16 protein-coding genes, 3 rRNA genes and 1 pseudogene are annotated in these 25,734 nt (G+C 29.4%); all 20 read right to left on the bottom strand.

Annotation, left to right across the window (positions count from 1 at the left end; translation table 4 throughout):
- Positions 1–5 precede the first annotated feature (5 nt).
- Positions 6–4,301: an ABC transporter permease gene (locus tag EELLY_RS00870; protein ID WP_181021032.1), complete on the bottom strand. Its 4,296-nt coding sequence runs from the start codon at positions 4,299–4,301 to the stop codon at positions 6–8.
- A 221-nt stretch (positions 4,302–4,522) separates the two neighbouring features.
- Positions 4,523–5,230, bottom strand: a complete 708-nt coding sequence (locus tag EELLY_RS00865) for an ABC transporter permease (RefSeq protein ID WP_104205633.1) — start codon at positions 5,228–5,230, stop codon at positions 4,523–4,525.
- On the bottom strand, positions 5,214–5,903 hold the full coding sequence (locus tag EELLY_RS00860) for an ATP-binding cassette domain-containing protein (RefSeq protein WP_104205632.1): 690 nt from the start codon (positions 5,901–5,903) through the stop codon (positions 5,214–5,216). Before EELLY_RS00860 ends, EELLY_RS00865 begins: the two co-directional genes overlap by 17 nt.
- Positions 5,904–6,029: 126 nt before the next feature.
- Positions 6,030–6,138 (bottom strand): 5S ribosomal RNA (rrf, locus tag EELLY_RS00855).
- A 65-nt stretch (positions 6,139–6,203) separates the two neighbouring features.
- Positions 6,204–9,112, bottom strand: a 23S ribosomal RNA gene (locus EELLY_RS00850).
- A gap of 206 nt (positions 9,113–9,318) precedes the next feature.
- A 16S ribosomal RNA gene (locus EELLY_RS00845) occupies positions 9,319–10,843 on the bottom strand.
- The 16S, 23S and 5S rRNA genes sit together here, the layout of an rRNA operon.
- A gap of 215 nt (positions 10,844–11,058) precedes the next feature.
- The gene (locus EELLY_RS00840) at positions 11,059–12,300 is read right to left on the bottom strand and encodes a replication-associated recombination protein A (protein WP_104205631.1); all 1,242 of its coding nucleotides are present in this window, start codon (positions 12,298–12,300) and stop codon (positions 11,059–11,061) included.
- A gap of 11 nt (positions 12,301–12,311) precedes the next feature.
- On the bottom strand, positions 12,312–12,776 hold the full coding sequence (locus EELLY_RS00835) for a GNAT family N-acetyltransferase (RefSeq protein WP_181021031.1): 465 nt from the start codon (positions 12,774–12,776) through the stop codon (positions 12,312–12,314).
- Positions 12,777–12,830: 54 nt separating this feature from the next.
- Positions 12,831–15,200 carry an endopeptidase La gene (gene lon / locus EELLY_RS00830; protein ID WP_104205629.1) on the bottom strand — a complete coding sequence of 790 codons (2,370 nt, stop codon included), beginning with the start codon at positions 15,198–15,200 and terminating at the stop codon, positions 12,831–12,833.
- A gap of 101 nt (positions 15,201–15,301) precedes the next feature.
- Positions 15,302–16,582, bottom strand: coding sequence for a trigger factor (gene tig / locus EELLY_RS00825; RefSeq protein WP_104205628.1), 1,281 nt, complete (start codon positions 16,580–16,582; stop codon positions 15,302–15,304).
- 13 nt (positions 16,583–16,595) lie between these two features.
- Positions 16,596–16,895 carry an MMB_0454 family protein gene (locus tag EELLY_RS00820; RefSeq protein ID WP_104205627.1) on the bottom strand — a complete coding sequence of 100 codons (300 nt, stop codon included), beginning with the start codon at positions 16,893–16,895 and terminating at the stop codon, positions 16,596–16,598.
- Positions 16,896–16,909: 14 nt separating this feature from the next.
- Positions 16,910–17,467 (bottom strand): elongation factor P, encoded by a 558-nt coding sequence (gene efp / locus EELLY_RS00815; RefSeq protein WP_104205626.1) that lies wholly within the window; start codon positions 17,465–17,467, stop codon positions 16,910–16,912.
- Positions 17,468–17,529: 62 nt separating this feature from the next.
- Positions 17,530–18,054 carry an ECF transporter S component family protein gene (locus tag EELLY_RS00810; protein ID WP_181021030.1) on the bottom strand — a complete coding sequence of 175 codons (525 nt, stop codon included), beginning with the start codon at positions 18,052–18,054 and terminating at the stop codon, positions 17,530–17,532.
- Positions 18,047–18,988 carry a methionyl-tRNA formyltransferase gene (fmt, locus tag EELLY_RS00805; RefSeq protein WP_104205625.1) on the bottom strand — a complete coding sequence of 314 codons (942 nt, stop codon included), beginning with the start codon at positions 18,986–18,988 and terminating at the stop codon, positions 18,047–18,049. Before fmt ends, EELLY_RS00810 begins: the two co-directional genes overlap by 8 nt.
- Positions 18,981–21,107 (bottom strand): DUF2779 domain-containing protein, encoded by a 2,127-nt coding sequence (locus tag EELLY_RS00800; RefSeq protein ID WP_104205624.1) that lies wholly within the window; start codon positions 21,105–21,107, stop codon positions 18,981–18,983. The genes fmt and EELLY_RS00800 overlap by 8 nt, the downstream gene beginning before the upstream one ends.
- Before the next feature lie 313 nt (positions 21,108–21,420).
- Positions 21,421–21,873 carry a hypothetical protein gene (locus EELLY_RS00795; RefSeq protein ID WP_104205623.1) on the bottom strand — a complete coding sequence of 151 codons (453 nt, stop codon included), beginning with the start codon at positions 21,871–21,873 and terminating at the stop codon, positions 21,421–21,423.
- A 414-nt stretch (positions 21,874–22,287) separates the two neighbouring features.
- Positions 22,288–22,992, bottom strand: coding sequence for an ABC transporter ATP-binding protein (locus EELLY_RS00785; protein ID WP_104206186.1), 705 nt, complete (start codon positions 22,990–22,992; stop codon positions 22,288–22,290).
- Positions 22,993–23,011: 19 nt separating this feature from the next.
- The gene (locus tag EELLY_RS00780; protein ID WP_245859139.1) at positions 23,012–24,850 is read right to left on the bottom strand and encodes a hypothetical protein; all 1,839 of its coding nucleotides are present in this window, start codon (positions 24,848–24,850) and stop codon (positions 23,012–23,014) included.
- A gap of 33 nt (positions 24,851–24,883) precedes the next feature.
- Positions 24,884–24,964: pseudogene (locus tag EELLY_RS04380) on the bottom strand (hypothetical protein); the annotation flags it as partial.
- Complete coding sequence (locus EELLY_RS00775) at positions 24,954–25,691, bottom strand: hypothetical protein (protein ID WP_104205620.1); 738 nt, start codon at positions 25,689–25,691, stop codon at positions 24,954–24,956. The gene EELLY_RS00775 and the pseudogene EELLY_RS04380, both read right to left, overlap by 11 nt.
- Positions 25,692–25,734 lie beyond the last annotated feature (43 nt).

The raw sequence follows: 25,734 nt of genomic DNA, 5'->3' as shown, positions 1-25,734 counted from the left end.
AAATATTATATATTGGTTATTTGTGATAGTGATAATTTTTCTACTTGTTTATTAGCTACAAATCAACCAAATATTAAAACAACAAAAACAATTGGTGCTGTAATTAAAGCCGACCTATAATCCACTCCTAAAAATATATAAACAGAAAATTTAACTGATACTCAATGTAAAAGAACTTGCCAAATTATAATTGACAAAATAAATGCTATTGCAAAAGAAATTAGTAGACCTATAATATAACTTCCCATAATAGTCCAATTAACTCGCATTTTTTTATATCCTAAAGCTTTCATTGTTAATATTGTAGCTTTTGATTCATCAACTATTATGCCTATTACCACTAATAAAATAATAGATAAAATAACAGTTGATAGTAAAACAAACACAAACATAATTTTATTTGAAATTTCGATTGCAAAGTTTGCAGCTGATTTCATGATGTTAAATGGAACAGAACTATTTCTATATTTAGTTAAAAATGATTGATTTGTTATTAAAAAAGTATTTTGTTTTTTTAAATCATTTGTTGTTGAAGATATTACTTCTAAAGGTTTTTCTTTAGTTTCTTCAAATACACCATAAATCATTTCATAAAATACATTTGATTGCTTATCACTAGTTATTGTGATATTTTCTTCTTTATTTATTGTTTTTAAAAAGGAAGTGATAATATTTGAAAAAGACATTTCAGTTGATAACATTTCTTTATAAGAAAATAATTGATTAAACACTGGTTTGACCAATAAATCATTATTAAAATACTGATTTTCAAAACTCTCTTTATTTAACATGATTGAATCCTGACCTAATGAAATTGTTTCAGCTTGATTTATGCCAACGACTTTAACTTTTATTTCTAACTTTTCAGAAGTATTGCTATGTAATGTTAGAATATCACCAATATTAATATTTTTATCTCGGTGCAAGAAATAAGGAATAATTGCGGGAATAACACCATCAGAAGGTTCTAAAAATTCATTCATTTGATTATTATTTATACCATAAAAATTAAATGTTTTTCTAAAGTCACCGTACTTTGATGTTTGATTAGACAATAAATAGGTTTGAATAAGACTTTCATCAGACTTATCACCTATATTCAAATATATTTTCGATGTCAAAGTTTCTTTATTTTTATCAAACATTATGCTATTAAAGTTTATCATTTTGTCAGTTAACGTATTTTCGTTCGTATCACTTATTAATAAATTTGAAGATAAAGTAGAAGGTAATAAATTCAAACTTCCTTTGTACAATAGCGAAATTATTTGAGAATCATTAAACTGCTTTGTGTCGCTTAAAATTGATGATGTATGTTTAAACATCTCATTATTATCACCAGTTTTTCAAAAAACTGATTTAGCTGGATTATAATTTTTTAATAATGGCAAATTGCTTGTTATATTAATGAACTGATCATAGTTAAAATTAATTTTTTCATTTGATGCAAAAGCAGAAACTAATTCTTCAGTTGTAAACTTACTATTTGGTTTATTTAGCATTACAGGTAAATACTCATAAATAGCAGCTATTTGAAACATTTTTATAGCAAATAGTTGAGTTAATTCATTATAAAAAATGTTTTTTAGCTTAGCTTCTGTAATGTTTTTAAGAGTTACAGTATTTTCATTTTTTGAAGATTCTAAAGATTCTAAAGTAATTTTTTTATTAGTTTTTCCAGTTGTTTTAATCTCGAAAATGCCTTCTTTTAATGAATCACTGTTTAAGTCAAAATTTAAAATCGTTGATAAAAAATTTACATCACTAATTGTTTTACCATCAGGACTTGATGATAAATCAAATCCAAACGTTTTTTGTATAGTGTATTCTACTTCATTTTGAGGCAATATGAACTGAACTTTATCTTCATCACTTAAACTATTGAAATAGTTTATAGTCATTTGAGCTAAAGCAGAAACTTTATATCTATAATCATTGGTTAAATCTTCACTGGTTAAATAATCATTTGTGTTTTTAAAATCTGATATATCTTTATAGTCTAGTTCTATAGGATTTTGTTTTGATTGATCTCAATCATATTTTTTTTGCGAATTTATTACGTATTTTGAATATGAACCAGTTCAATCATAATAATGATCAACTTTTTCATTGTAAACAGCAAAACTTTGATTAATAATTTTTGTTGTTAAAGTTTGAGATCCAAATATTAAAATATATGAAAGTGAAGAAAAAGCAAAAAGAGTTTGAATCATAACGAACTTCCCTTTGGAATTTTTAATGAAAGCTTTTCTTAATCTTCAAGAAAAAAATATGTTATGTTTTTCTGAAATTTTTGATAATAAACTTTTTTTAGTTTTATAGGTTCTCTTTTTATCATTGTTTATTAAAGATAATGGTTTTTCATTTAAGTCTTTTAAAGTAAATAAGAAAGCAATAAACAAAAAGAATAAAGGTATCCCAATAACAATAACTAAAAACATAATTGGTGAAAAATAGACTTTATTAAAATAAATTGTTAAAGAGTTTTCAAAACCTCTAGCAGCAAACTTTTGAAATGGGAAAGAACAGAAAAAACCTATTAATATACTTGTGAAAAATAAAACAAAAGTTTTAAGCGCAAATACTCAACTAAGTTCTGTTGTAAAGTATCCAGAAGATTTAAAAATTCCCAGTTGTTTTCTTGTTTCATTTATTTCTTTTTTAATATTAAAGTTTATAAACAAAAAAGCTAAAAGTAATATTACAAAAGATATAACTATAAAAATAATAATTCTAATTTTTAAATTTGTTGACTGTTTGTCAAAGTTACTGTCACTTCATTTTTTTAAAAATGAACTTGGTTTTTGAAAAATTAAAAAATCTTCATCATTATTTTTTTTAAATATAAAATCTTGAGCTTCTAATTTGTCACTTGTTTTTTCTGATTTAATTTTTAAAGATAAAGCACCTGTTGATTCAGAACTATTTAAAAATTTTCATTCAAAATTTTTATATCTTTGTGTGAAATTATTATTTGCATAAACTATAGCGTAATTGTTTTGTTTTTGATTAAAAGATGAATATGAGGGTCCCGGAAAAAAATCTTCTAAATTTTGACCTATGCCAACAACTTTAACTTTAAATGAGTTTGTAAAATACATTTCAGTTAGATGAATATTATTAAAAATCTCTTCTTTACTTAGGAAGTTTAAAAACGTTCCAAATTGTGATGAATTTGCTTCTGGTAAATTTATATAGTCACCTACTTTAATATTATTTAATTTTGCAAAAGCAGCAGAAATAATAACTTCAGGGTTATCATTTAAATCAGCTTTTCATTCGTGAGTATTTTCTGAGTTTTTAGCAATTGATTTGTCAAATAACACTTTTGTTATATCAGAATATTTCTTTTCTTTTGTATTTATAGCTCAACTATATTCACTTTTTAAGTCAGCTGTATTTTTTCCACCAAAAATACCTTGAGAGGGAGCTAATTTGAAAGATTGACTAACACTCAATTCATAATTTGCTTTTTTATTTTTTGAGATTTCTTCTATAATTTTTTCTAATACTATAACTCTATCATCATGTAGGTAATTTTTATTTCAAAGTTTTTTTGAATATTCTGATTTTATCAAAGCATAATTTAAAAAATAAAATTCTTGTGCTTCAGATTTTTTAAAATTATTAACCATTAAATTAATCAATTCATTTAAATTTTTTTCATTTCAATTTTTTAGTTGATCAACTAAAGAAAAAATTGAAAAATCAATAAGTTTGTTCAAGTTAGCAAAAAGAAAAATTTTATATAAAGCACCGAAAAAAGCTGAACTAATATCTTGGCTAGTAACATCGCTGCTTGAACTTTCTAGTTCAAATATAGCTTCACTAATAGCCTTAGTGATATGTAAATATATAACCTTTTTTATTTCTTCATCTTTAAATATTGTTAAAAAGGTTTTTTTACTTAAAGATAAATTTCCTATGCTACTAGTTCTATAAGAAGCTAAAAAATTGTTAAAAACATTTGTTAAATTATCTTTTTCAGTTTGAAAATCACTAATTGAATTCAAATCAATGTTTACATTTGCGTTTGATTTTAAAATGTTTATACCTTCGCTCTCAATAGGACTAGTCTCAGCCATAAAATATTTTTCAATAAAATCATAACTATAGATTACGCTTTGAGAATTATCTAAATCTATTTTATTGTCATATTTAACAGTTTTATTTTCACTGGAATGTAATTTTAAATAAATTTGTATGGGTGAAGCTAAAATGCCTATAATTGCTGTTGTTAACGATGCTAAAAATACAATAATAAATAATGAAGAAACTCAATTTTTAATAAAGGTTTTCATATAGCTTTTAAGTATTTTTTTCATCTATATTTTGTCCTTTAAACTGTAATTATTTATAGTATAGCACCTTTAAGGAATAATTGATTTTAAATTAAAAGGATATTATTTTATAGATTTCATAAAATAAAAAAAACATGAGCATTTAGTTTCATGTTTTGATCTAAGATTTGAAATATGAATATTTTATTTTTTCATATTTACCTTTCTATGACATAAAATAATTACTGTCACTTAAATTTCTTAAAAGCTCAAAGAGCAAAAACAATTAATTGAATTATTGCTATCAAGTAAAAATATCAAGTTGAACTTAAAATTATTCCTTCTTTTAAATTAACAATTATCAAAATAGCCGAACCACTAGGTATCAAGATTTGAATGATTTTCACCCAGTTCGGAAATAGTTCAGCAGGTATTACAGAACCTGATAAAAATAAAATTATATAAAAGCAAATTAATGCAGTAAACGAACAATTTTTATAAGTCTCTAAACTACTAGAAATAATTACTGAAATAAAGAAAAAAGTTAGAAAAGCAATTGTTGTAATAAATAATAAAGAAATTATGATAAATAAAGTTCAATATATTTTAAAAATTAAAAATGAGAAAAAAGTAATAATAAAAAAATTAATAAGAAATAAAATGTAATTAAAAATAAGTTTTCCAAACATGTATTTTAAAATAGATAGTTGAGTTATTGAAATTTGCTTTGTTATTTTTGTAATTCTGTCATTAAATAAAGAATTTGTTAATATTGAAATAGTTAGCGTTGCAGCATTCATTATAATTAGGCCTGGACCAATATAATATAGCTTAACGCCAAAGACTGTACCTTCAAAAATTAATAATATAAAAGGCAATAGAAATGAAAAAAATAACGAAAAAGGATTTTTCAAAAACTTAATTAGTTCTAATTTAATTATTGCAATCATTATCATATACCATTTTTTTAATGATTAATAAAGATTCTTCAAAGTTACTAGATAATTTAAAATCTTTATTAATTACATTATCTTTAATAACTATAACTCTGTCACACAACTTAGCGACTTCATAAGAGTCATGTGAAATTAACAGCAAAACACACTCTTTAGTATCTAAATATTTTGTAACTAAATCAACTATTTTAATTTTTCATTCGTAATCTAAATGAGTTGTTAGTTCATCGAGTAACAAAAAGTTTGGATTATTTAAAAGTGCAATAAGAAATTTAAACTTTTGTTTTTGACCACCAGAAAGATTAGAGTATCTTAAATTTAATTGATTTTCTAGTTCGAACTTTTCAAACTTTTCAGATATTTTTTTGTTGTCACATTTAACCTTAAGTGCGGAACAAAAAAACTTGAAAATTGACCTTAATTTTAATTCTCCATCAAATGATACATCTTGAAAAACTGCATTTTTAATTACTATATTGCTATTTGAAAAAATAATTTTTCCTTTATTTGGCTTTATAACACCAAATATTATTTCTGCTAAAGTCGTTTTTCCAGAGCCATTAACACCCATAATACCTATTTTTTCATTTTCTTTTATATTTAAATTTATATCTTTTAAAATAGGTAAACTTTTGTATTTTTTATTTATATTAACTAAACTTAGCATAATTTTAATTCCCCTTTCTATATTTAGAAGTAATGATACTCTTAAAACAATTTGAATACAAGCAAAAAGCAAAAAGCAAAAAGCAAAAAAAAAAAAAAAAAAGAACCTTTCGGTTCTTTAATTTTGAACTGGCAACGTGCTACTTTCTCACAAATGCAATATCATCGCCGCTATAGAGCTTAACTTCTGTGTTCGGTATGGAAACAGGTGTGACCTCTATGCTATAATCACCAGATCATTATCTCAGAATTGTTCTCTGAAAACTAAATACTAGACTTGCATCATTCAATTGCTTTTTTCTCTAAAAATTCTCTCGATCTATTAGTAATGGTTAGCTTAATACCTCACGATACTTACACATCCATCCTATCAACCTCGTAGTCTACAAGGGATCTTACATTTTAAAAATGGGAAAATTCATCTTAAAGGAGGCTTCTCGCTTAGATGCCTTCAGCGATTATCCGTTCCACACATAGCTACCCTGCTGTGCCACTGGCGTGACAACAGGAGCACCAGAGGTGTGTCCATTCCGGTCCTCTCGTACTAGGAACAGCTCTCTTCAATTTTCCTACGCCCACAACAGATAGGGACCAAACTGTCTCACGACGTTCTGAACCCAGCTCGCGTACCGCTTTAATGGGCGAACAGCCCAACCCTTGGAACCGACTACAGCTCCAGGATGCGATGAGCCGACATCGAGGTGCCAAACCTCCCCGTCGATATGAACTCTTGGGGGAGATCAGCCTGTTATCCCCGGGGTAACTTTTATCCGTTGAGCGACGGCCCTTCCACTCGGGACCGCCGGATCACTAAATCCTACTTTCGTACCTGTTCGACTTGTAAGTCTCACAGTCAAGCACCCTTCTACTTTTGCGCTCTTTGCATGATTTCCAACCATGCTGAGGGTACCTTTGAGCGCCTCCGTTACATTTTAGGAGGCGACCGCCCCAGTCAAACTACCCACCAGACACTGTCCTTAACCCAGATAATGGGTCGAAGTTAGAAATCCAATATAACGAGGGTGGTATTCCAAGGACGACTCCACTGGCCCTAGCGGTCCAGCTTCAAAGTCTCCCACCTATCCTCTACACGTTATACCAAATTTCAATATCAAGTTATAGTAAAGCTCCACGGGGTCTTTCCGTCTAGTTGCGGGTAACCGGCATCTTCACCGGTACTAAAATTTCACCGAGTCTGCAGCCGAGACAGCGAAGGGATCATTACGCCTTTCGTGCGGGTCAGAACTTACCTGACAAGGAATTTCGCTACCTTAGGACCGTTATAGTTACGGCCGCCGTTCACCGGGGCTTCAATTCAAAGCTTCGCTTGCGCTGACTTCTCCTCTTAACCTTCCGGCACTGGGCAGGCGTCACCCCCTATACTTCGTCTTACGACTTAGCAGAGAGCTGTGTTTTTGCTAAACAGTTGCCCCTCCCTCTTCACTGCGGCTCACTAAAAGTGAGCACTCCTTCTTCCGAAGTTACGGAGTTATTTTGCAGAGTTCCTTAGCTACAGTTATCTCGCTTACCTTAGGATTTTCTCCTTGACCACGTGTGTTCGTTATAGGTACAGGCTACTAGTTATTAAGTTAGAAGCTTTTCTTGGAAGCGTAGGGTCATGTACTTCGTTACTAGGCGAACCGTTCACTCCTCATAACACTTCAGCGTTTAATACAACACGGATTTGCCTATGTTGCCGCCTTTGTGCTTAACCCAGGACATCCATCGCCTGGGATACACTACCTTTCTCCGTCACTCCATCACTAACTAGCAGGTACAGGAATATCAACCTGTTGTCCATCGACTACGCCTTTCGGCCTCGCCTTAGGTCCTGACTAACCCTGGGTGGACGAACCTTGCCCAGGAAACCTTGGTCAAACGGTATGAGGGATTCTCACCCTCAATCGTTACTCATGCCGGCATAATCACTTCTAAGCGCTCCACCAGTCCTCACGGTCTGACTTCATCGCACTTAGAACGCTCCCCTACCACTGTATTAAAAATACAATCCGTAGCTTCGGTATTAGGTTTAGCCCCGGTACATTTTCGGCGCAAAATCACTCGACTAGTGAGCTGTTACGCACTCTTTAAATGATGGCTGCTTCTAAGCCAACATACTAGCTGTTTGTGCAATTTCACATCCTTACACACTTAACCTAAATTTAGGGACCTTAGCTGACGATCTGGGCTGTTTCCCTCGCGAGCATGGACCTTATCACCCATGTTCTGACTGCCGAGTATCCGACAATGGCATTCGGAGTTTAATTCTATTCAGTACCCCTAGGTGGGGCCATCATATATTCAGTGCTCTACCTCCATTGCGGTAAACCTCGACGCTATACTTAAATATATTTCGGGGAGAACTAGCTATCTCCGGGTTCGATTGGAATTTCACCGCTAGCCACAAGTCATCCGCGGTCATTTCAACGAACGTCGGTTCGGTCCTCCATTAGGTTTTACCCTAACTTCAACCTGCTCATGGCTAGATCACCCGGTTTCGTGTCTACTACATCGTACTAAACGCCCTATTAAGGCTCGCTTTCACTACGGCTCCACAGATTCTGCTTAACCTCGCACGATATAGTAACTCGCCGGCTCTTTCTACAAAAAGCACGATATCACCCATTAACGGGCTCTATCTTCTTGTAAGCACATGGTTTCAGGAACTATTTCACTCCCCTCTCGGGGTACTTTTCACCTTTCCCTCACGGTACTGGTTCACTATCGGTAAAATGGGAGTATTTAGGCTTGCCGAGTGGTCTCGGCGGATTCCGACAAAATTTCACGTGTTTCGTCGTACTCAGGATACATCTACGAGATCAATATATTTCGTATACGGGGGTATCACCCTCTATGCCACTACTTCCCAGTAGCTTCTACTATATATTGATTTTGTAACTCTAAAAGATGTCCTACAACCCCAGCCCGTAGACTGGTTTGGCCTTTTCCGCGTTCGCTCGCCGCTACTAACGGAATCATTATTATTTTCTTTTCCTCTTGGTACTAAGATGTTTCAGTTCCCAAGGTTCCCTTCTCATAAACTATGTATTCATTTATGGATAATATGAGATTAATCATATTGGGTTTCCCCATTCGGATATCACCGGATCAAAGCTTACTTCCAGCTCCCCGATGCTTTTCGCAGGTAATCACGTCCTTCTTCGGCTCCATTTTCCAAGGCATTCACCATGTGCCCTTACTATTTTTTTAGAAAAAATCTTAAAGCAATTGATAATTGATTCAGTAAAATTTATTAATTTGTTAAAATTGATTTGATTTATTTAATCTTTTTACAATGCTTATCTAATATTCAGTTTTCAAAGAACAATACTCTTTTCCAGAGATTCATTTTTAATGATCTCTGAAAACTAAATAGAACATATAATAGTCAATCTGTTTTTGTCATATCTCCATAGAAAGGAGGTGATCCATCCGCACGTTCCCGTACGGATACCTTGTTACGACTTAACCCCAATCGCTAGTCCTACCTTGGGACGCGCCTTCCTTACGGTTAGGCTACGTACTTCTGGTATTACCAACTCTCGTGGTTTGACGGGCGGTGTGTACAAGACCCGAGAACGTATTCACCGCGGCATAGCTGATCCGCGATTACTAGTGATTCCGGCTTCATGAAGTCGAGTTGCAGACTTCAATCCGAACTGAGACTGGTTTTTTGAGATTAGCTCCCCCTCGCGAGATTGCGACTCTTTGTACCAGCCATTGTAGCACGTGTGTAGCCCAGGACATAAGGGGCATGATGATTTGACGTCATCCCCACCTTCCTCTAGCTTACACTAGCAGTCTCGTTAGAGTCCTCAACTTAATGTTAGTAACTAACGACAAGGGTTGCGTTCGTTGCGGGACTTAACCCAACACCTCACGGCACGAACTGACGACAACCATGCACCACCTGTCTCAATGTTTACCTCCACTACATCTCTGTAGCTTTGCACTGGATGTCAAGCCCTGGTAAGGTTCTTCGTGTTGCTTCGAATTAAACCACATGCTCCACCACTTGTGCGGGTCCCCGTCAATTCCTTTGAGTTTCACTCTTGCGAGCATACTACTCAGGCGGAGTACTTAATGCGTTAGCTGCAGCACTGAGGTAATCCCCAATACTTAGTACTCAACGTTTACGGCGTGGACTACTAGGGTATCTAATCCTATTTGCTCCCCACGCTTTCGTGCCTCAGCGTCAATAATCAGCCAGTAAACCGCTTTCGCCACTGGTGTTCTTCCATATATCTACGCATTTTACCGCTACACATGGAATTCCGTTTACCTCTCTGATATTCTAGTCCCACAGTTTTCAAGGCGAACCGGAGTTGAGCTCCGGGCTTTAACCTCAAACTTGCGAAACCGCCTACGCACCCTATACGCCCAATAAATCCGGATAACGCTTGCCACCTATGTATTACCGCGGCTGCTGGCACATAGTTAGCCGTGGCTTTCTGGTAAGGTACCGTCAAGATAAGAGCATTTCCTCTCAAATTTTTTCTTCCCTTACAACAGAGCTTTACAACCCGAAGGCCGTCATCACTCACGCGGCATTGCTTCATCAGACTTTCGTCCATTGTGAAAAATTCCCTACTGCTGCCTCCCGTAGGAGTCTGGGCCGTATCTCAGTCCCAATGTGGCCGATCAACCTCTCAGTTCGGCTACGTATCATTGTCTAGGTGGGCCATTACCCCGCCTACTAACTAATACGCCGCATCCCCATCTTTTAGCGATCCAAACGGATCTTTGAATATCTTCTCATGCGATAATGATATTAATATGCGGTATTATCTTTCGTTTCCAAAAGTTATCCCCCACTAAAAGGTAGGTTAGATACGTGTTACTCACCCGTTCGCCACTGGAGTGCAAGCACTCCCGTTCGACTTGCATGTATTAGGCATGCCGCCAGCGTTTATCCTGAGCCAGGATCAAACTCTCATTTTAAAATTGTTTAATTCTGACTATTATATTTATGTTGTATATTAATCTGTACTCAATTGAATTGTTTACAGGATTGTACAATGTTGTTCTATTTAGTTTTCAAAGATCATTAGCATCTCCTGAGAGACACTTAAAAATAATATCATAATAAAAAATAAATGTGTGAAAAAAATAAAAAAAAATAAAAAAGTTTTTTTCTTCTTTATTTTTATAAATTTTTAATCAGTCTTGTTTGTAAATGTTTTATATATTTCTCAAACCCTTTTTTCATAATTTGCATCTTGTTTAGCAATGTAATATTTCATATTTTTTATTTTGTTTGGTAAATACTGTTGTTCAACGTATGCCTTTTTATAATTGTGAGGGTACTTATACCCAACACCTCTATTTAATTTAATAGCAGATTTATAGTGAGCATCTTTTAAATAATCAGGAATATCATATACCATCCCTTTTTGAACGTCTTCAAATGCTTGATGAGTTGCATTAACTGCTGAATTAGATTTTTGTGATAGAGCCATTTCTATAACAACTAATCCTAACGGAATAATTCCTTCTGGCATGCCTAAAGTTCTAAAAGCTTCACAAGCAGTGTATACACGTGGTGGAAGACTTGGATTTGCTAACCCTATATCTTCATATGCCATAACTACCATTCTTCTCATCAAAGTTTCTATATCTCCAATTGATATTAGTCTTGAAAAGTAATGCAATGACGCATCCACATCACTTCCACGTATAGATTTGTGAAAAGCTGATTTTAAATCATGAAAATCATCACCAGCTGCAGTAGAAGGATTTTTAGCATTAACAAATATACTAGTTATTAAATCTAAGGTTATTTTTTCTTCTGCATATAAATTAATGAGAATTTCTAAATTATTAATTAAGCTTCTAATATCACCATTATTAATTTCGCAAAGATATTTCAAACTTTCATCATCTAATAAAATATTAAGTTTATTTGAATTAATAAGTTTTTTGATATATTCAAATGATTCAAAAGGATCAACTCTTTTTAATTCTAAAATATTAGCTCTACTTCTAAGAGCTGGGTTAATTACAAAATATGGGTTTTCAGTAGTTGTTGAATATAATATAATATTTCCATTTTCCATATAACTTAATAATATATCTTGTTTATCTTTATTTAATCGGTGAATTTCATCGATTATTAATACAAATCTTTTTGAAGATAACGCTTTATTTAAAATACTAGTTAACTTTTCTTTTTTTTCAAAACTTGCATTAAACGTATCAAATTCAATTTTTAAGTCATTGCATAAAGCTATAGCAAAAGAAGTTTTTCCAGTTCCACTTGGACCATAAAAAATTAGTGATGATGTAAAATCATTTTTAATCATTCTTTCAACCAATCCATCTTTGGCCAATAAATGAGTTTGACCAATAATATCTTTAGTTGTTTTTGGTCTTAATAAATAAGCTAATGGTGTTGGCATAATACCTCTTTTTATTTTGTTTTTAATTTTTGGTTTTTAGAATAATCCATTTTCATAAATCTATGTGGTGCACCATCAAACATATGTGGTTCTGAAGTTGATACAAACCCTAAAGACTCATAAAATCTTTTTAAATAATCTCGAGCATGTATTTCAAGTTCTAAATCAGGGTATTTTTCTAAACAAGCATCAATTCCTGCTTGAACTAACATTTTCCCATAATTGTTCGATCTAAACTTTAAAGGCACAACAATTCTTCCTAAAGTTGAATGTCCGTTTTCTAAATAAATTCTTAAGTATGCAATTAGTTCATCATCTTCATTTCTAAAAGTCAAGTGATGAGAAATCAGGTCATTTTCGTCAATATCAGAAATTATAAATTGTTGTTCAACATTAAAGACTTCTGTTCTTAATTTAAAAATATCTCAAATTTCTTTTGGAGTTAACTCGTTATACGTTTTGATTTGTTTTTTCATTTTTCTCCTTTTTATAAAATAAAGTACAATCACAATAATCATACTTTTATTTATTTATTTAAAAATTATATCAAATACTTGCTCGTATTTTTCTGCAGGTATTATTTTTAAAATAGATTTTACTTCATCTGGAATTTCATCTAAATCTTTTTCATTTTTAATTGGAATTATAATAGTCTTCAATCCACTTCTAGCAGCAGATATTGATTTTTCTCTCAAACCACCAATAGGCAATACATTACCTCTCAAAGTAATCTCACCAGTCATTCCAAATTCTTTGGAAACAGGTTTATTTGCTAAGGCAGAAATAAGCGCTGTTGTAATTGTTATACCTGCGCTTGGACCATCTTTTGGCACTGCACCTTCTGGAACATGAATGTGTATATCGTTATTTTCAAAAATTTTGGAATCAATTCCATATTTTTCATTATTTGATTTTACGTAAGTTAAAGCAATTGTTGCAGATTCTTTCATAACATCACCTAATTTACCAGTTAATACTAAATTACCTTTTCCAGGATATAAACTTACTTCGATAGGTAAAATGTCTCCACCAAATTGAGTATATGCTAAACCAGTAACTACACCAACTTGTGATTCATTTTGTTTTTCAGTATGGTCAAATATTCTTTTTCCTAAAAATTCGTTAACTACTTTAGGATCAACAATCAAGTTTGTAAGTTCTTTATTCAATAGCTTAACAATATATTTTCTTGAAATAGAGTTAATATGTCTTTCAAGTTGTCTAACTCCGGCTTCACGAGTGTAGTATTTAATAATTTCTTCTAAAGCTGAATCTGTAAAAGTTAATTCTTCTTTTGAAAGCGAATGTTCTTTTACTGATTTATCTACTAAATAGTCTTTAGCAATTTTCATTTTTTCGATTTCAGTGTAACTTGATAGATCAATTATTTCCATTCTATCATATAGAGCTTCAGGGATATCTTGTGCATAATTAGCAGTAGCTATAAACATAACTTGGCTTAAATCATATGGTTCTTCAATATAATGATCTGAAAATTCTTTGTTTTGTTCTGGGTCTAAAACCTCTAACATCGCACTAGCAGGATCACCTCTTTGATCAGATGCCATTTTATCAATTTCGTCTAGTAAAAATAAAGGATTTTTAACTTTGGCTCTTTTCATAGTTTGAATAATTCTTCCTGGCATTGAACCTACATAAGTTTTTCTATGACCGCGAATTTCAGATTCATCTTTAACCCCACCCAAACTTACCTTAACAAAAGTTTTTCCAATAGCTTCAGCTATTGATTTAGCAAGTGAAGTTTTTCCAACTCCTGGGGGACCAACTAAAGTAATTATTGGTGCCTTTAAAGAACTAGTTTTAGTTTTAACAGCTAAATATTCAATAATTCTTTGTTTAACTTTTTTCAAACCATAGTGATGTTTATCTAAAATATCTTGTGCAAATTGTAAATCAGTTAAATCTTCAGATTCTTCTCATCAAGGGATAGACATCATTCAATCAACATAATTTTTTTCAGTATTTCATTCAGGTGTGCCTGATTGCATAGCCTCGATTCTTTTAATTGAAGCTAATATTTTATTTTTAACTTCAATAGGGAAAGGTTCTTTTGCTAATCTATTTTTGTATCCTTCAATAGAATTTTTATCATTTTCAGAGTCTTCTTCATCTAATTCATCTTTAATTATTCTCATTTTTTCTCTTAAATAATATTCTTTTTGTTGTTTGTCCATTTTATCTTTTAATTTTTTGTTGATAACATGTTCAACATTCGCTCTGGCTTGTGCTTCTGAAGCTACATTGTTTGGTTGAACAATCATTTCATCCTCATCACTTGATAAAATGTTTTTCAAAATAGCTCATCTATTTTTTAAAGAAGGACTTAAAATAAAATCTGGGTTTTGAACAATTTTTCCTGAAGCAAAGTCATTAACTATAGAATCTAATAATAATTCATAGTTAATTTCATCATTATTATTTTCTAAATTAACATGTAAATACTTTTCTCATTCTTTATTATCTTTTGCTTGATCAGTTATATAACTTGCTATTTCTTTTTTATCTTCTTCATTTAAGTCAAAAATTGTGTTTACTTCTTCAAATTCACACATTCAAAAATCATTTTCACTATCTTTTCAGACTTTATTTATATTAACTCTGAATTTAGGGCTTAGTTTTAGTGTTAGAGCATTATTTTCTCATTTTTTAATTACACTAAAATCTGTAATAGTTCCAAATTCAAGAAAATCCTTGACTTTTACTTCACCTTCTGAACTTTGTTTAATTGGAACAATTACAACTGATGCTTCGGATTCTTTCGAAGCAAAGTCAACAGCTTTAAGAGTCGTTTTTTTACCTACTTCAATATTTTTTGTTATTAAAGGTAAAGCTACGTTCCCTTTAATTGGTATTATTGGTAATATGTTTTTTTTACTCATCAATTCAACCTCCTTAATTAGGTTATATATATATTACCACTATTTTTTAGCAAATGATAGTATAGAGTGCTAAAAAATAAAAAAACCTTTTCAGGTTATTTTTATCCATTGTTTGAATATAAGAAATCAACTAATAATTCGTTGATAATTTCGCCGTTTAATATTTCAGGATTAATCATAGTTTTAACTTGTTCAACATCAATCCCAAATTGAGAAGCAAACATTTCATATTTAGCATTTAAATGTTTTTCACTAACTTCAAATTTTTCTTTAGCTCTAATTTCAGAAGTTATTAAATATGATTGTAATTTAGCAATTGCATCAAATTTTAACTCTTCATTAATTTGTTCATCAGATAAACCTGTTTTCTTTTTATACTTTTTAATATCCATGTTTTGTTTTTTAAGTTCTTCTTCGAATTGTTTTTTAAGATCGGCTGTTTGATTTTCAATTGCAGATTTAGGCAATTCAATAGTTGAATTTTTTGCAATTTCAACAATCAAATCATTAACAAATTGATTTTTAAGATTTGTCTCTTTTTGTTTTTGAATATCAGATTTAACTCTTGCTTCAAATTCTTTATATGTATTAACACCTGGTAAATTTAAATCTTTAGCAAGTTCATCGTCTTTTTTTGGAAGCTCTCTTGATTTAATTTCAGTAATGTTTAATTTAAATATTGCTTTTTTATTAGCCAATTCTGGGGTGTAATCATTTGGGAATACAACTTCAATTTCATGATTACCTAATTTCAAACCAATCATTGATTCTTCAAATCCTGGAATAAATTGCTTAGATCCAATAACTAGTCTGTGGCCCTTAGCTTCTCCACCTTTAAATGCAACACCATCTAAAAATCCCTCAAAGTCAAAGATAACAGCATCACCATGAACAATAGATTCTTTAGCATCTTTTGTTTTTTCCATTGTAAATTGTTCACAATATTGATCAATAGTTGCAGCGATTTCTTCATCAGTAACTTCAGTTTTAAGTTTTTCAATAGTTTTAATGTTTTTATATTCACCTAATTTTATTTCAGGTTTTAAATCAAATATAAACTCAATAACCAATTCTTTTTCACTAACTTTTTTTGGTAATGGGGTTGGTGAATTCATTGGTTCAACTTTAACATCTTGTAATCTGGCAAAATCAAATGCTGGTGAAATCATCATTCTGTAAGCTTCATTGTAAATTTTTGAAGGTGATACGTATTTTTCAACTTGAGCTGGTGGAACTTTTCCTTTTCTAAATCCTGGAACTTCTAGATTTGCAATAACTCTATTTTTAGCTTTTTTTAAAACATCTGTTCATTCTTGTCCATCAATACAAACTATTCACTTACCTGTTCCTTGTTCTTTAACTTTTTGTTCTGTAAATTTCATTTATTCAATTCCTCTATTTTCTATAAGCGATTGCAATGTTTTTAGGTTTTAAACCAAGTGTTTGAAATATTGCTTCTTCAACACCTTTATAAATTTGATGTTCATCTAACATCATTGCATTGTCTATTAATTTTATCTTAATTAGTACATAAACAACATTGTCATAATAAATGTCAGTTCACACATCAATGTCTTTTATTTTTTTAGTAACATCACGTACATCTGATGTAACTGAATGTTCAATTAGTCTGTTCAATGCATTTATTTCAATGTCTAATGAACCCCTGTTATTTCTTTCAATTGAGATATACATAATATCCTCCTTTTTTATTGAGCTCTTCCTGAATACTTACCATCTTCTGTAGAGACAATTATAACTGTTCCTACATTAACAAATAAAGGAACCATAATTTCATGCCCTGTTTCAAGAACTGCTTTTTTTTGAGCACCACTAGTAGTATCTCCCTTAACAGCACCTTCAGCTTGGGTTACTTCAAGTTCAACTTTATCAGGTAAAGATATTCCTAATACTTCACCATCAAAATCAGTCATTTTAATCATAAGACCATCTTTTAAAAATTTTGATTCTCATTCTAATCTTGACATTGGTATTTGAATTTGTTCATAACTTTCAATATCCATTAAATATGCATCATTACCATCATTGTATAAATATTGCATATCTTTTCTTTCAATCATGGCTTTTTCAACTTTATCTCCACCTGTAAATGTAATTTCAACACGTGCTCCAGTTCTTAAGTTTTTAGCTTTCACACTAACTTTACCTTGTTGTCTACCTGTTTTAGAAAAAGATTGTTCTACTACAACAAATAAGTTTTTTTCATAAATAAATGTTGTGCCTGGACGTAAATCATTAACTGACATTCTTTAATCCTTCTTTCATATAATCTTATTTTAATTCAAAATAAATTATAGCATTTTTTAATTTAGTATTGTTTTTGTATTTTAATAATTAGTTTTGTTTTTGTCAAAGTTAAGAACATAAACTCAAAAATTATAAAAGAAACTAACAATTGTATCGCATCAACAATTAGTTCACTAATTAATAATCCATACCTTTCATCACTGCTCAAACCGTTTCAATTAACATATCATTGGTAAGGGATATACAAAAAAACCAACACACAACAAAACAATGCTAAAATATGTTGAACAAATGTTTTATTAGAAATCTTAATTATTAAAAAAATTAATACATTAATAAAAATAGTAATAGGTATTGTGATAAATGAATTTGCAATAGAATCAATCATACTTCCATAAACAACACCAACAATCAACATTCCAATTCCAGGAATAGTTAAACAAAATAAAATATATAATCCATTTGTAAATTGCACAACATATTTGCCTTTTCAAAATAGTGTGGTTGTTAATGAAACAGTTATTAACAAAGCGGTTATTAAACCAAGAATACAAATTTTTTTAATACTTAGTTTATTTTTATTCAAAAAAATCACCAACTTTTATATCGTTTAAATTATTTTGTTTATATAAACTAGCATTAATCATTTTTTTACCAGGTCTTTGAATATTTGTGATTATAATATCAACATCAGCAGTTGCTACTTGAATGCCTTCATTTTTAATCCGAACCACACTACCTTCTTTATATTTAGATTTAACATTTGTAAGTTCAATAGATTTTATTTTATATCTTTCATTATTAATAAATGTGTGAGCAATTGGTAATGGTGAAAGACTTCTGATGTGGTTTCTGATTACCTCACCTTTATTATTTCAAATAATTCTTTCTTCTTCTGAAGAAATATTTTTACAATAAGTTACTTTTTTAGGATTTTGTTTAATTAATTGAAGTTGATTATTATAAATTTGTAACAAATATTTTTTAATCATTTTTTGACCAAGCAAAGTCATTTTTTCAAATAAACTTCCAGCATCATCATTAACATCAATATCAATTTCTTCTTGAACATAATAATCTCCTGCATCCATTTCCTTAACCATCTTCATAATTGATATACCTGTTTTTTTATCACCATTTTTAATTGCATATTGAATTGGTGCTCCACCACGATATTTTGGCAATAAACTTCCATGAATATTGATTGCATCAATTTTTGGAATTTGCAAAATTTTGCTTGGAATAAATTGACCATATGCACAAGTTACAATAAAATCAGGATTAGATTTTTGAATAATTTCATAAATTTCAGCTATTTTTAATGGCTGTTCAATTTTTAAATTATTTTCAAGAGCAACTTTTTTAACTGGAGTTTGTGTTAGTTGTTTTTTTCTACCAACAATTTTATCTGGTTGACTAATAACTAACTCAATGCTCACATTTTTCATTTCTAAAAGTGATAGTAAGATATTTGCTGCTATATTAGGTGTTCCACAAAATATAACTTTAATTTTATTCATAAATATTACCCATCAATTCTTTAATTCTTTTTAATATAACAACCATTGCCAATGTGTCACGATTACAATATTTCAACATTCCTTCTTTGATGCTTATGTTTCAAGCATCAATAGGTATTCTTTTATCAACAAAGTTTCTAAATGTTTCACTAGCCTTATCACCTTTATTAATAACAAGGTCATTATATGAAAAATTAGCATCCAAACTTGGTTGAGTCTTTTTAATAGAATAACTTCCCAAAAAGTTTGGATGATAAATTAAAAAATATGGTCTATTATTTTTATCACTCCCACAAAAGAAATCCATTAAATCGATTGTATGTTCTACTATATATAATAATGGCTTTGCAAATTCAGGATATAGTAAAGCTAATTTTCTTAATACACCTTTTTCAAAACTTTCATTGTAAGCTACATAAACTCCAGGTCCATGCTTGAAAGAATCTTTAATAAAGTTTTCAATAAACTTTGGTCTTGGGTCGACATTAACTTCATTTGATAAAAAATCATAATGAGGCATAGTGGTCGAATCATTGTAATCAAATTTATCATTAATGATTACATCAATTGAATATTGAAATGGAACTTGATAATAACTATTAGTTTTATTAAAGCGTGGAATAGCTCATTTTGATGTTTCAAAATCATACATATATATTGGTGTATGTGAATATGTTTTTAATATATTTTTAATTAAATCAATGCTATTAGGATCAATTATTTTTCATTTATTAATGTCATTTGGATGTTCTTTTTGAGCTTTGTATACTTCAAACATTCTTAGAGCTTTTTGATTAGTTTCTAAAAATGAAACTTGCTTTTTATTTAAAGGAATTGAATGATCTGAAAGTGTTTCATAGTCTTTAAAATATGGAGATTTTGAATTATTTATAATATATGATTTATTTTTTTTAGCTAATTTAGTTATATTTCAAAAACCAGGAGTGTACTTATCAAACCATTTCATTGCATGAAAACATGAATTATATGTTTCATTACCACCAGCATAATTAAAAATGCCTGATCTTGATTTTTCTATTTTAACTTGACAAGTTAAATTACTCAACATTTCTAAAGCTTCTTCACTATTTGAATCTATGCTTAAAAAGTTAGAAATTGTTGAAAAAACAACATCTAAATCAAATGTTGATTTAAAAGTTTTATAATCTTCAAAAAGAGTTTTTCTTGTGGATTTTGTTCCTCAAGTTAGTTCATCAATAAATACTAATGCTTGCAAATCTAAATCTGAAAGTTCATTATCTGATGATACAACAAAATCACTATTAACCATTTCTTTTATTTCATCATATTTAATTGGTGGTAATGATGAATGAACTAATTTAGCAAAGTCACCAAATGATTTATTATTAGGAATTTTATTATAGTCTCATCCTCTAACATAGTTACCATTAACATGAACAATAAAAATATTATCAACAATAAATCCTAATTTTTCTAAAATGTAAGCTTGATAGACTATGTCAAAAAAGTGTTCTTTTTTAACTTTTGACGTTGTCTTTGCTTCATATATTTCAACATGTTTATTTGGTTTAATTTTAATAACATCACATTTAGTTTTTAACATTTCATTATTGTATGAAAAAGCTGCTTCATAAATATATTTAACTTTATCATCTAATAACGCTTTTTGAGTTACATCAAGTGAATTAGCAAAATTTAAATCAGATAAATTTAATGTTTTGAAATTAGTTTGATAAGTTTTGTTTTCAAAAATATTTAACATGTCAAAATATTCTTGAACTTTATGTCCAAACGCTAAACCATCTTCAATAGGTTCACCTTTAAAAGAATCAATATCAAATCCCTCTTCATTTTCTCAAGCTTGATTTCATGCACTTAAAAATTCTTGAGCTTCTGATGGTGGCATTTTATCAACATTAGCATACGCTTCAAATAAGTCAATTGCTACTGCTGATTCATCAAACTCTTCTTGATCTTCAAGCATGGCACCAACATCAAAAGTTAGCTGTTGACTTTTATACAAATTAACTGCATATTCAAAGTTATTTTTCGTATCTCAAACTCATGCTTTTTTAATACATTCACTAAGAGCTAGTTTAAAAGTTTCTTTATTTACAGGTGTTTTCAACTTAATCATAATTCACACCCTTTCTTTAAAATATATTTTACTAAATATTATTCAATATAAACATTAAACATAAAAAAATAAAGTTTAAAACTTTATTTAAATTTTTATTATTCTGAAATCAAAATTTTGGATCATTTTTCTTTATTGCTTAAAAGGTCTATTTTTTTAACATATATTTCATTAGTTGTATTTGGTATGCTTCTTAAAAATAAATGATTTTTTTTGAAAGCCTATGCTTTTTAAAACGTCTTTAAGTTCTTAAATTATAAAAATAGACAACGAAATGATTGAGAAATACCTAAAAAACTTATTTTTTGCATCTCTACTTTCCATTCCATTTAAAACTAAAAATACTCAAAAATGTTAAGATAATTAAATAAATAGTTGATGAAACAATTGGAATTCACTGTTGCAATCCAAAAGATACACCCAACACTCTTCCTGCTGCTGCACCATGATAAATTCATTCAAAATTAGCATCCGAAGATAGTAAAATACTAATTCAAACAGCATGTTTATAAGGGGATATATAACATAAATTTACTAAAAAACCAATGACTGCTGTTATTTCAGGAGCTATAAAAACATCTGAGGAAATTACTGCTAAAATCATTAGTATAGAAGCTATAGATTGAGAAAGCGCTACACTTTTAAAAACACCAGAAACTATAGTTCCAATACATATAGATATAAGTATACAAAAACTAACACCCATGATTAAACCAACAGCTGTTTTAAAAGTCATCATCATAAAAAGCATTTCAGCAAAACCCATTTTTTTCCACTTTGAATAATTGGGAAAAAACTAGAAGTCAATCCAAATACATACAATGATGTGAAAATAAATGAAATTATACCTAACATAAAATTAAAAATGAACAAAGAAAATAAAAATGAGTTTCTTGATATACCAGCTGAATGTATCCTTTTTAAAAAAACAGAATTTTTTCATTCAGAAATTGTTATATTAACTAAAAAAATTACCATAAATGATGGCAATATCAAAATAGAACAAATATCGTTAATAAAAATGGTGTTTTCAGTTTTTACAACTTTATAAGCAATAACAAGAGTGACCATACAAATAGGAAATATTATTAAATAAAGATAAGTTCTTAGGTTTTTAAGAACTGATGTTGAAAGAAGCTTTATGTTATTTCACATATTTAAAAATTGGTTCTTTTGAAAACTATTTTGCATTTGTGGCTAAAACTCCTTTGTAGTAATCTATCATTAAATTTCTTATTGTACCAAATTCTTTTATAGCTTTTTTAACAGTATTTTGATAAAAAATATTCCCATCTTTTAAAATAATGAATCTATCACATAACCTTTCCACTTCTTCTGGTATGTGAGAAACAATAATTATTGTTTTATTTAATTTTTTTAAATCTTCAAAATAATCAAATAATTTAAGTTGCATTTTTAAATCCAATCCAGTTATCATTTCATCCAAACAAATATATTTTGGATCATTCACAACAGCTAATAATGTATTAAGTCTTTGTTTTTGACCACCAGATAAACTATTTAGATCTTTGCTCAAAAAATCACTAATTTCAAAAATTTCAATTAATTTTTTTACTTCAGGTTCTTTAATTGAATTGTGCTTTTTTTTAAAATAATTAATTATTAATTTAGAAGTTACTCCTTTTGGTCATACGCCTTCTTGAAATTGAATTCCTATTTTATCGTATCCATTTTTTTCGTTATCAATAAGTACAGTTCCTGAAGTGGGTTTGATTTGACCAATTATTATTTCAAGCAAAGTTGTTTTTCCTGAACCATTAGAACCTAATAAAGCTACAGATTCGCCATCATTAATATTCAAAGTTATATTATTAAGAACCATGTTTTTACCAAATTTTTTGGATATGTTTTTAATTTCTATCATATGGTGCCCTTTCTTTATTTTATATACTAAATTGAAATCATGATATGTGTTCATAGTTAGCGTTATTTGGAATTTTTTTAATGTAAATACTTGAGGTGTTATCATTTATATCTTTTATATAAAAATTATTAGTTATGTTTTCTGCTAATCTTACTAATTTATTGTCTGAATTTTGATAATAAATTTCATAGTATGCATATTTATCATTCTCATCATAACTACTATCGTTAAAAGAAAATCTAAAGCTTGTTTTATTATTTTTTTTAATTAAAGATTCTATTTCTATTGAACTTTTATTTTCAGCATTATTTTCTTGGTTATTTTGCAAACATTCTTTTTTAGTAACTTTTAATTCACCACAACTAATTAAAAAATCCTGTTTTTCATTATTTGTTGTTATTGTAACACCAATCTTTGCAACTTGTGAGTTGTTTGTATTTGCAGTTAATTCGATTCATTTGTAATTTTTATTGCATTCACAATTTAGTTCTTTAAATTTTTCACTATCAAGAATTACTTTGTTACCATTATTATCAATTATATGAATAGATGTGTTTTTTTGCTTAAATGAATTAGGAACTCTTAAAACTATTGAAATATTTTTTTGACTTGTTTCTTTATAATTTGACCCCATAATATTTCATGTGTACTCAGAATTAGCATCTCAAGTTGATTCTTGAATTTCACCCTTTTGATTATATCCAGATCCTAAACTGATTGAATTTCCTTTTAAATAAACATTATTGTAATCATAAAATCCAGTAATAGGGTTTTTTGAATTAGCATTAATTACAACTGGTTTGGCATCAACTCCAGCTGAAGTTTTTTTAGTTAAATCTCATTTGTATGTTGGTTGTACATCAGCTATGTTAGTGTTGCTTCAGGGATAATTTTCAATAATTGAAAAACTTTTTTCAATATTAGGAGAAACAAACTTTTTACCTTGTCCAGTTGAAAAATTGGTTTTAAAGAATTCGTTCTTATCAATAAGAACCGTTTTTTCTTGTATTAGATTACCAATACCATAACTTTTATTTTTATAACATTTAGCTCATTCATCATCTCATGAATGTAAATAAGCAGCAATTCCTTTATCTGAATCAGACAACGCTTTGTTAGCACCAGTGTACATCATGTCATCATAGTTATTAGCAGCAACCATCCCATAAACGTCTAAGTCAACATTTTTAGTTTTATTATTTCCTGCTATTTCGTCCATTTCTTGAGAAGCAATATCATAAGGAACATGGGCTGCAAAAAATGAAATTGAGTTTTTAGAACCTTTAATTTTTTCATTTGTAGATTCATCATCTTTTTCTTTAAAAGTTATTGTTTCTAATTTTCCATCTTTAGGTTGGGCTTGATATGCTCATATCATTAAATTTCTGCTAGTAAATGGTTGACCATTTTGATCTAAAGGTATATAGTTTAAATCTCTTAAATCTCTTTTACCAATTTTATTTTTGTCTAATCAAATTTTTGAATCAACTCAAGCTCCTGCATTATACATATTAAAAACTTTATAGCGATCATTTTCAGAAATATTGTTTTCTTCAAAGTAATTTTGTAACCCATCAGAAAAATTTCAAAAATCCTGAATAAAATAATTGGTATTTTTATAAATATCTTCAGCTTCAACATCCACTCTTTCATCTTTTTTTGCAGATAATCTTCCGTAATTTTTGTAACCATAAACTTCAAGTTTTTGAATTTCTAAATTCTTTGATGATTTAATATCATCTTGTAATTGTTTCATTATTTCAGTTGTGATCTTTGTATCAATAACAGTAGAGTTAGGATTTGCACCATTTGGCTCATTATTTCAAAATCAACCATCAAAACCTAAATAGAGAGCCATTTCAATCAGCACACTTGTTACTTTATATTTTCCTGTATCATCTTTTTCTAAAAAACCTTTTAAGCTTTGCCTAGTTAAACCATGATAACCATCTAAAAAAATATTACCTAAAATTTTTGTCCCATTTAAATGAGCTTTTTCAATTTGATTTTTTGCAGGAGGAACTATAATCCCCTCATCAATAGCCCCAAGCTCATGAAACTAAAATGTCATTATACTGATAGTTATTAAATGATCTTTCATATACTCTTTTATTTCCAATATTAGAATTTGAAAGCGATGTAGATTCCATTATGGTAGACATATTTAATTCTTTTGTTTGAGGATCTTGATATTTAGTTCATGCCAACATAGTTTTTTCAGTGTCTTGAAGTTTAATTTTTGATTTATTATACTTAGCATCTAAATCAGCTAAAGATGTTCAATCAACTAGTTTATTTGTTTCATTATAAAAGTCTTCTCTTTTCACTTTTTTAAAATCTGAAACATAATTACCATTAGGCAAGAACTTTGAATTAAGAGGCACTCCCGTTGCTGCTTGTTTTTCAATTTCTAATTTTGTTTTAAACGCAGTGCTTTGTGTGTTTAAATCAAAATAACTGTTAGGCAATATTGTATTTGATTCGATCTTTTGAACATTTTGAACTGGTGCTTCAATTGGAGAAACTTCTTCATAACCTTTAAAATAAGGTTCTTCTTTAATCCAATCATAGTTCGCAAAAGAAGAAATATCTGTTCCAAACTTTTTGTCTACACATGAAAAAACATAAGTAGACATTGAAGATGTTATTATTGCAGATAAAAATAAAATTGATACACTTTTCTTTTTAATTTTCACCATTTATTTATTTTCCTTTTTTGTAAAAATATTTTGCAAGCAAAAG

It is taken from the genome of Entomoplasma ellychniae (genome assembly GCF_002930155.1).
Lineage (GTDB): Bacteria > Bacillota_I > Bacilli_A > Mycoplasmatales > Mycoplasmataceae > Entomoplasma > Entomoplasma ellychniae.
Note: the sequence above shows the minus strand (reverse complement) of the source record. Positions and strands in the feature narration are given on the sequence as shown.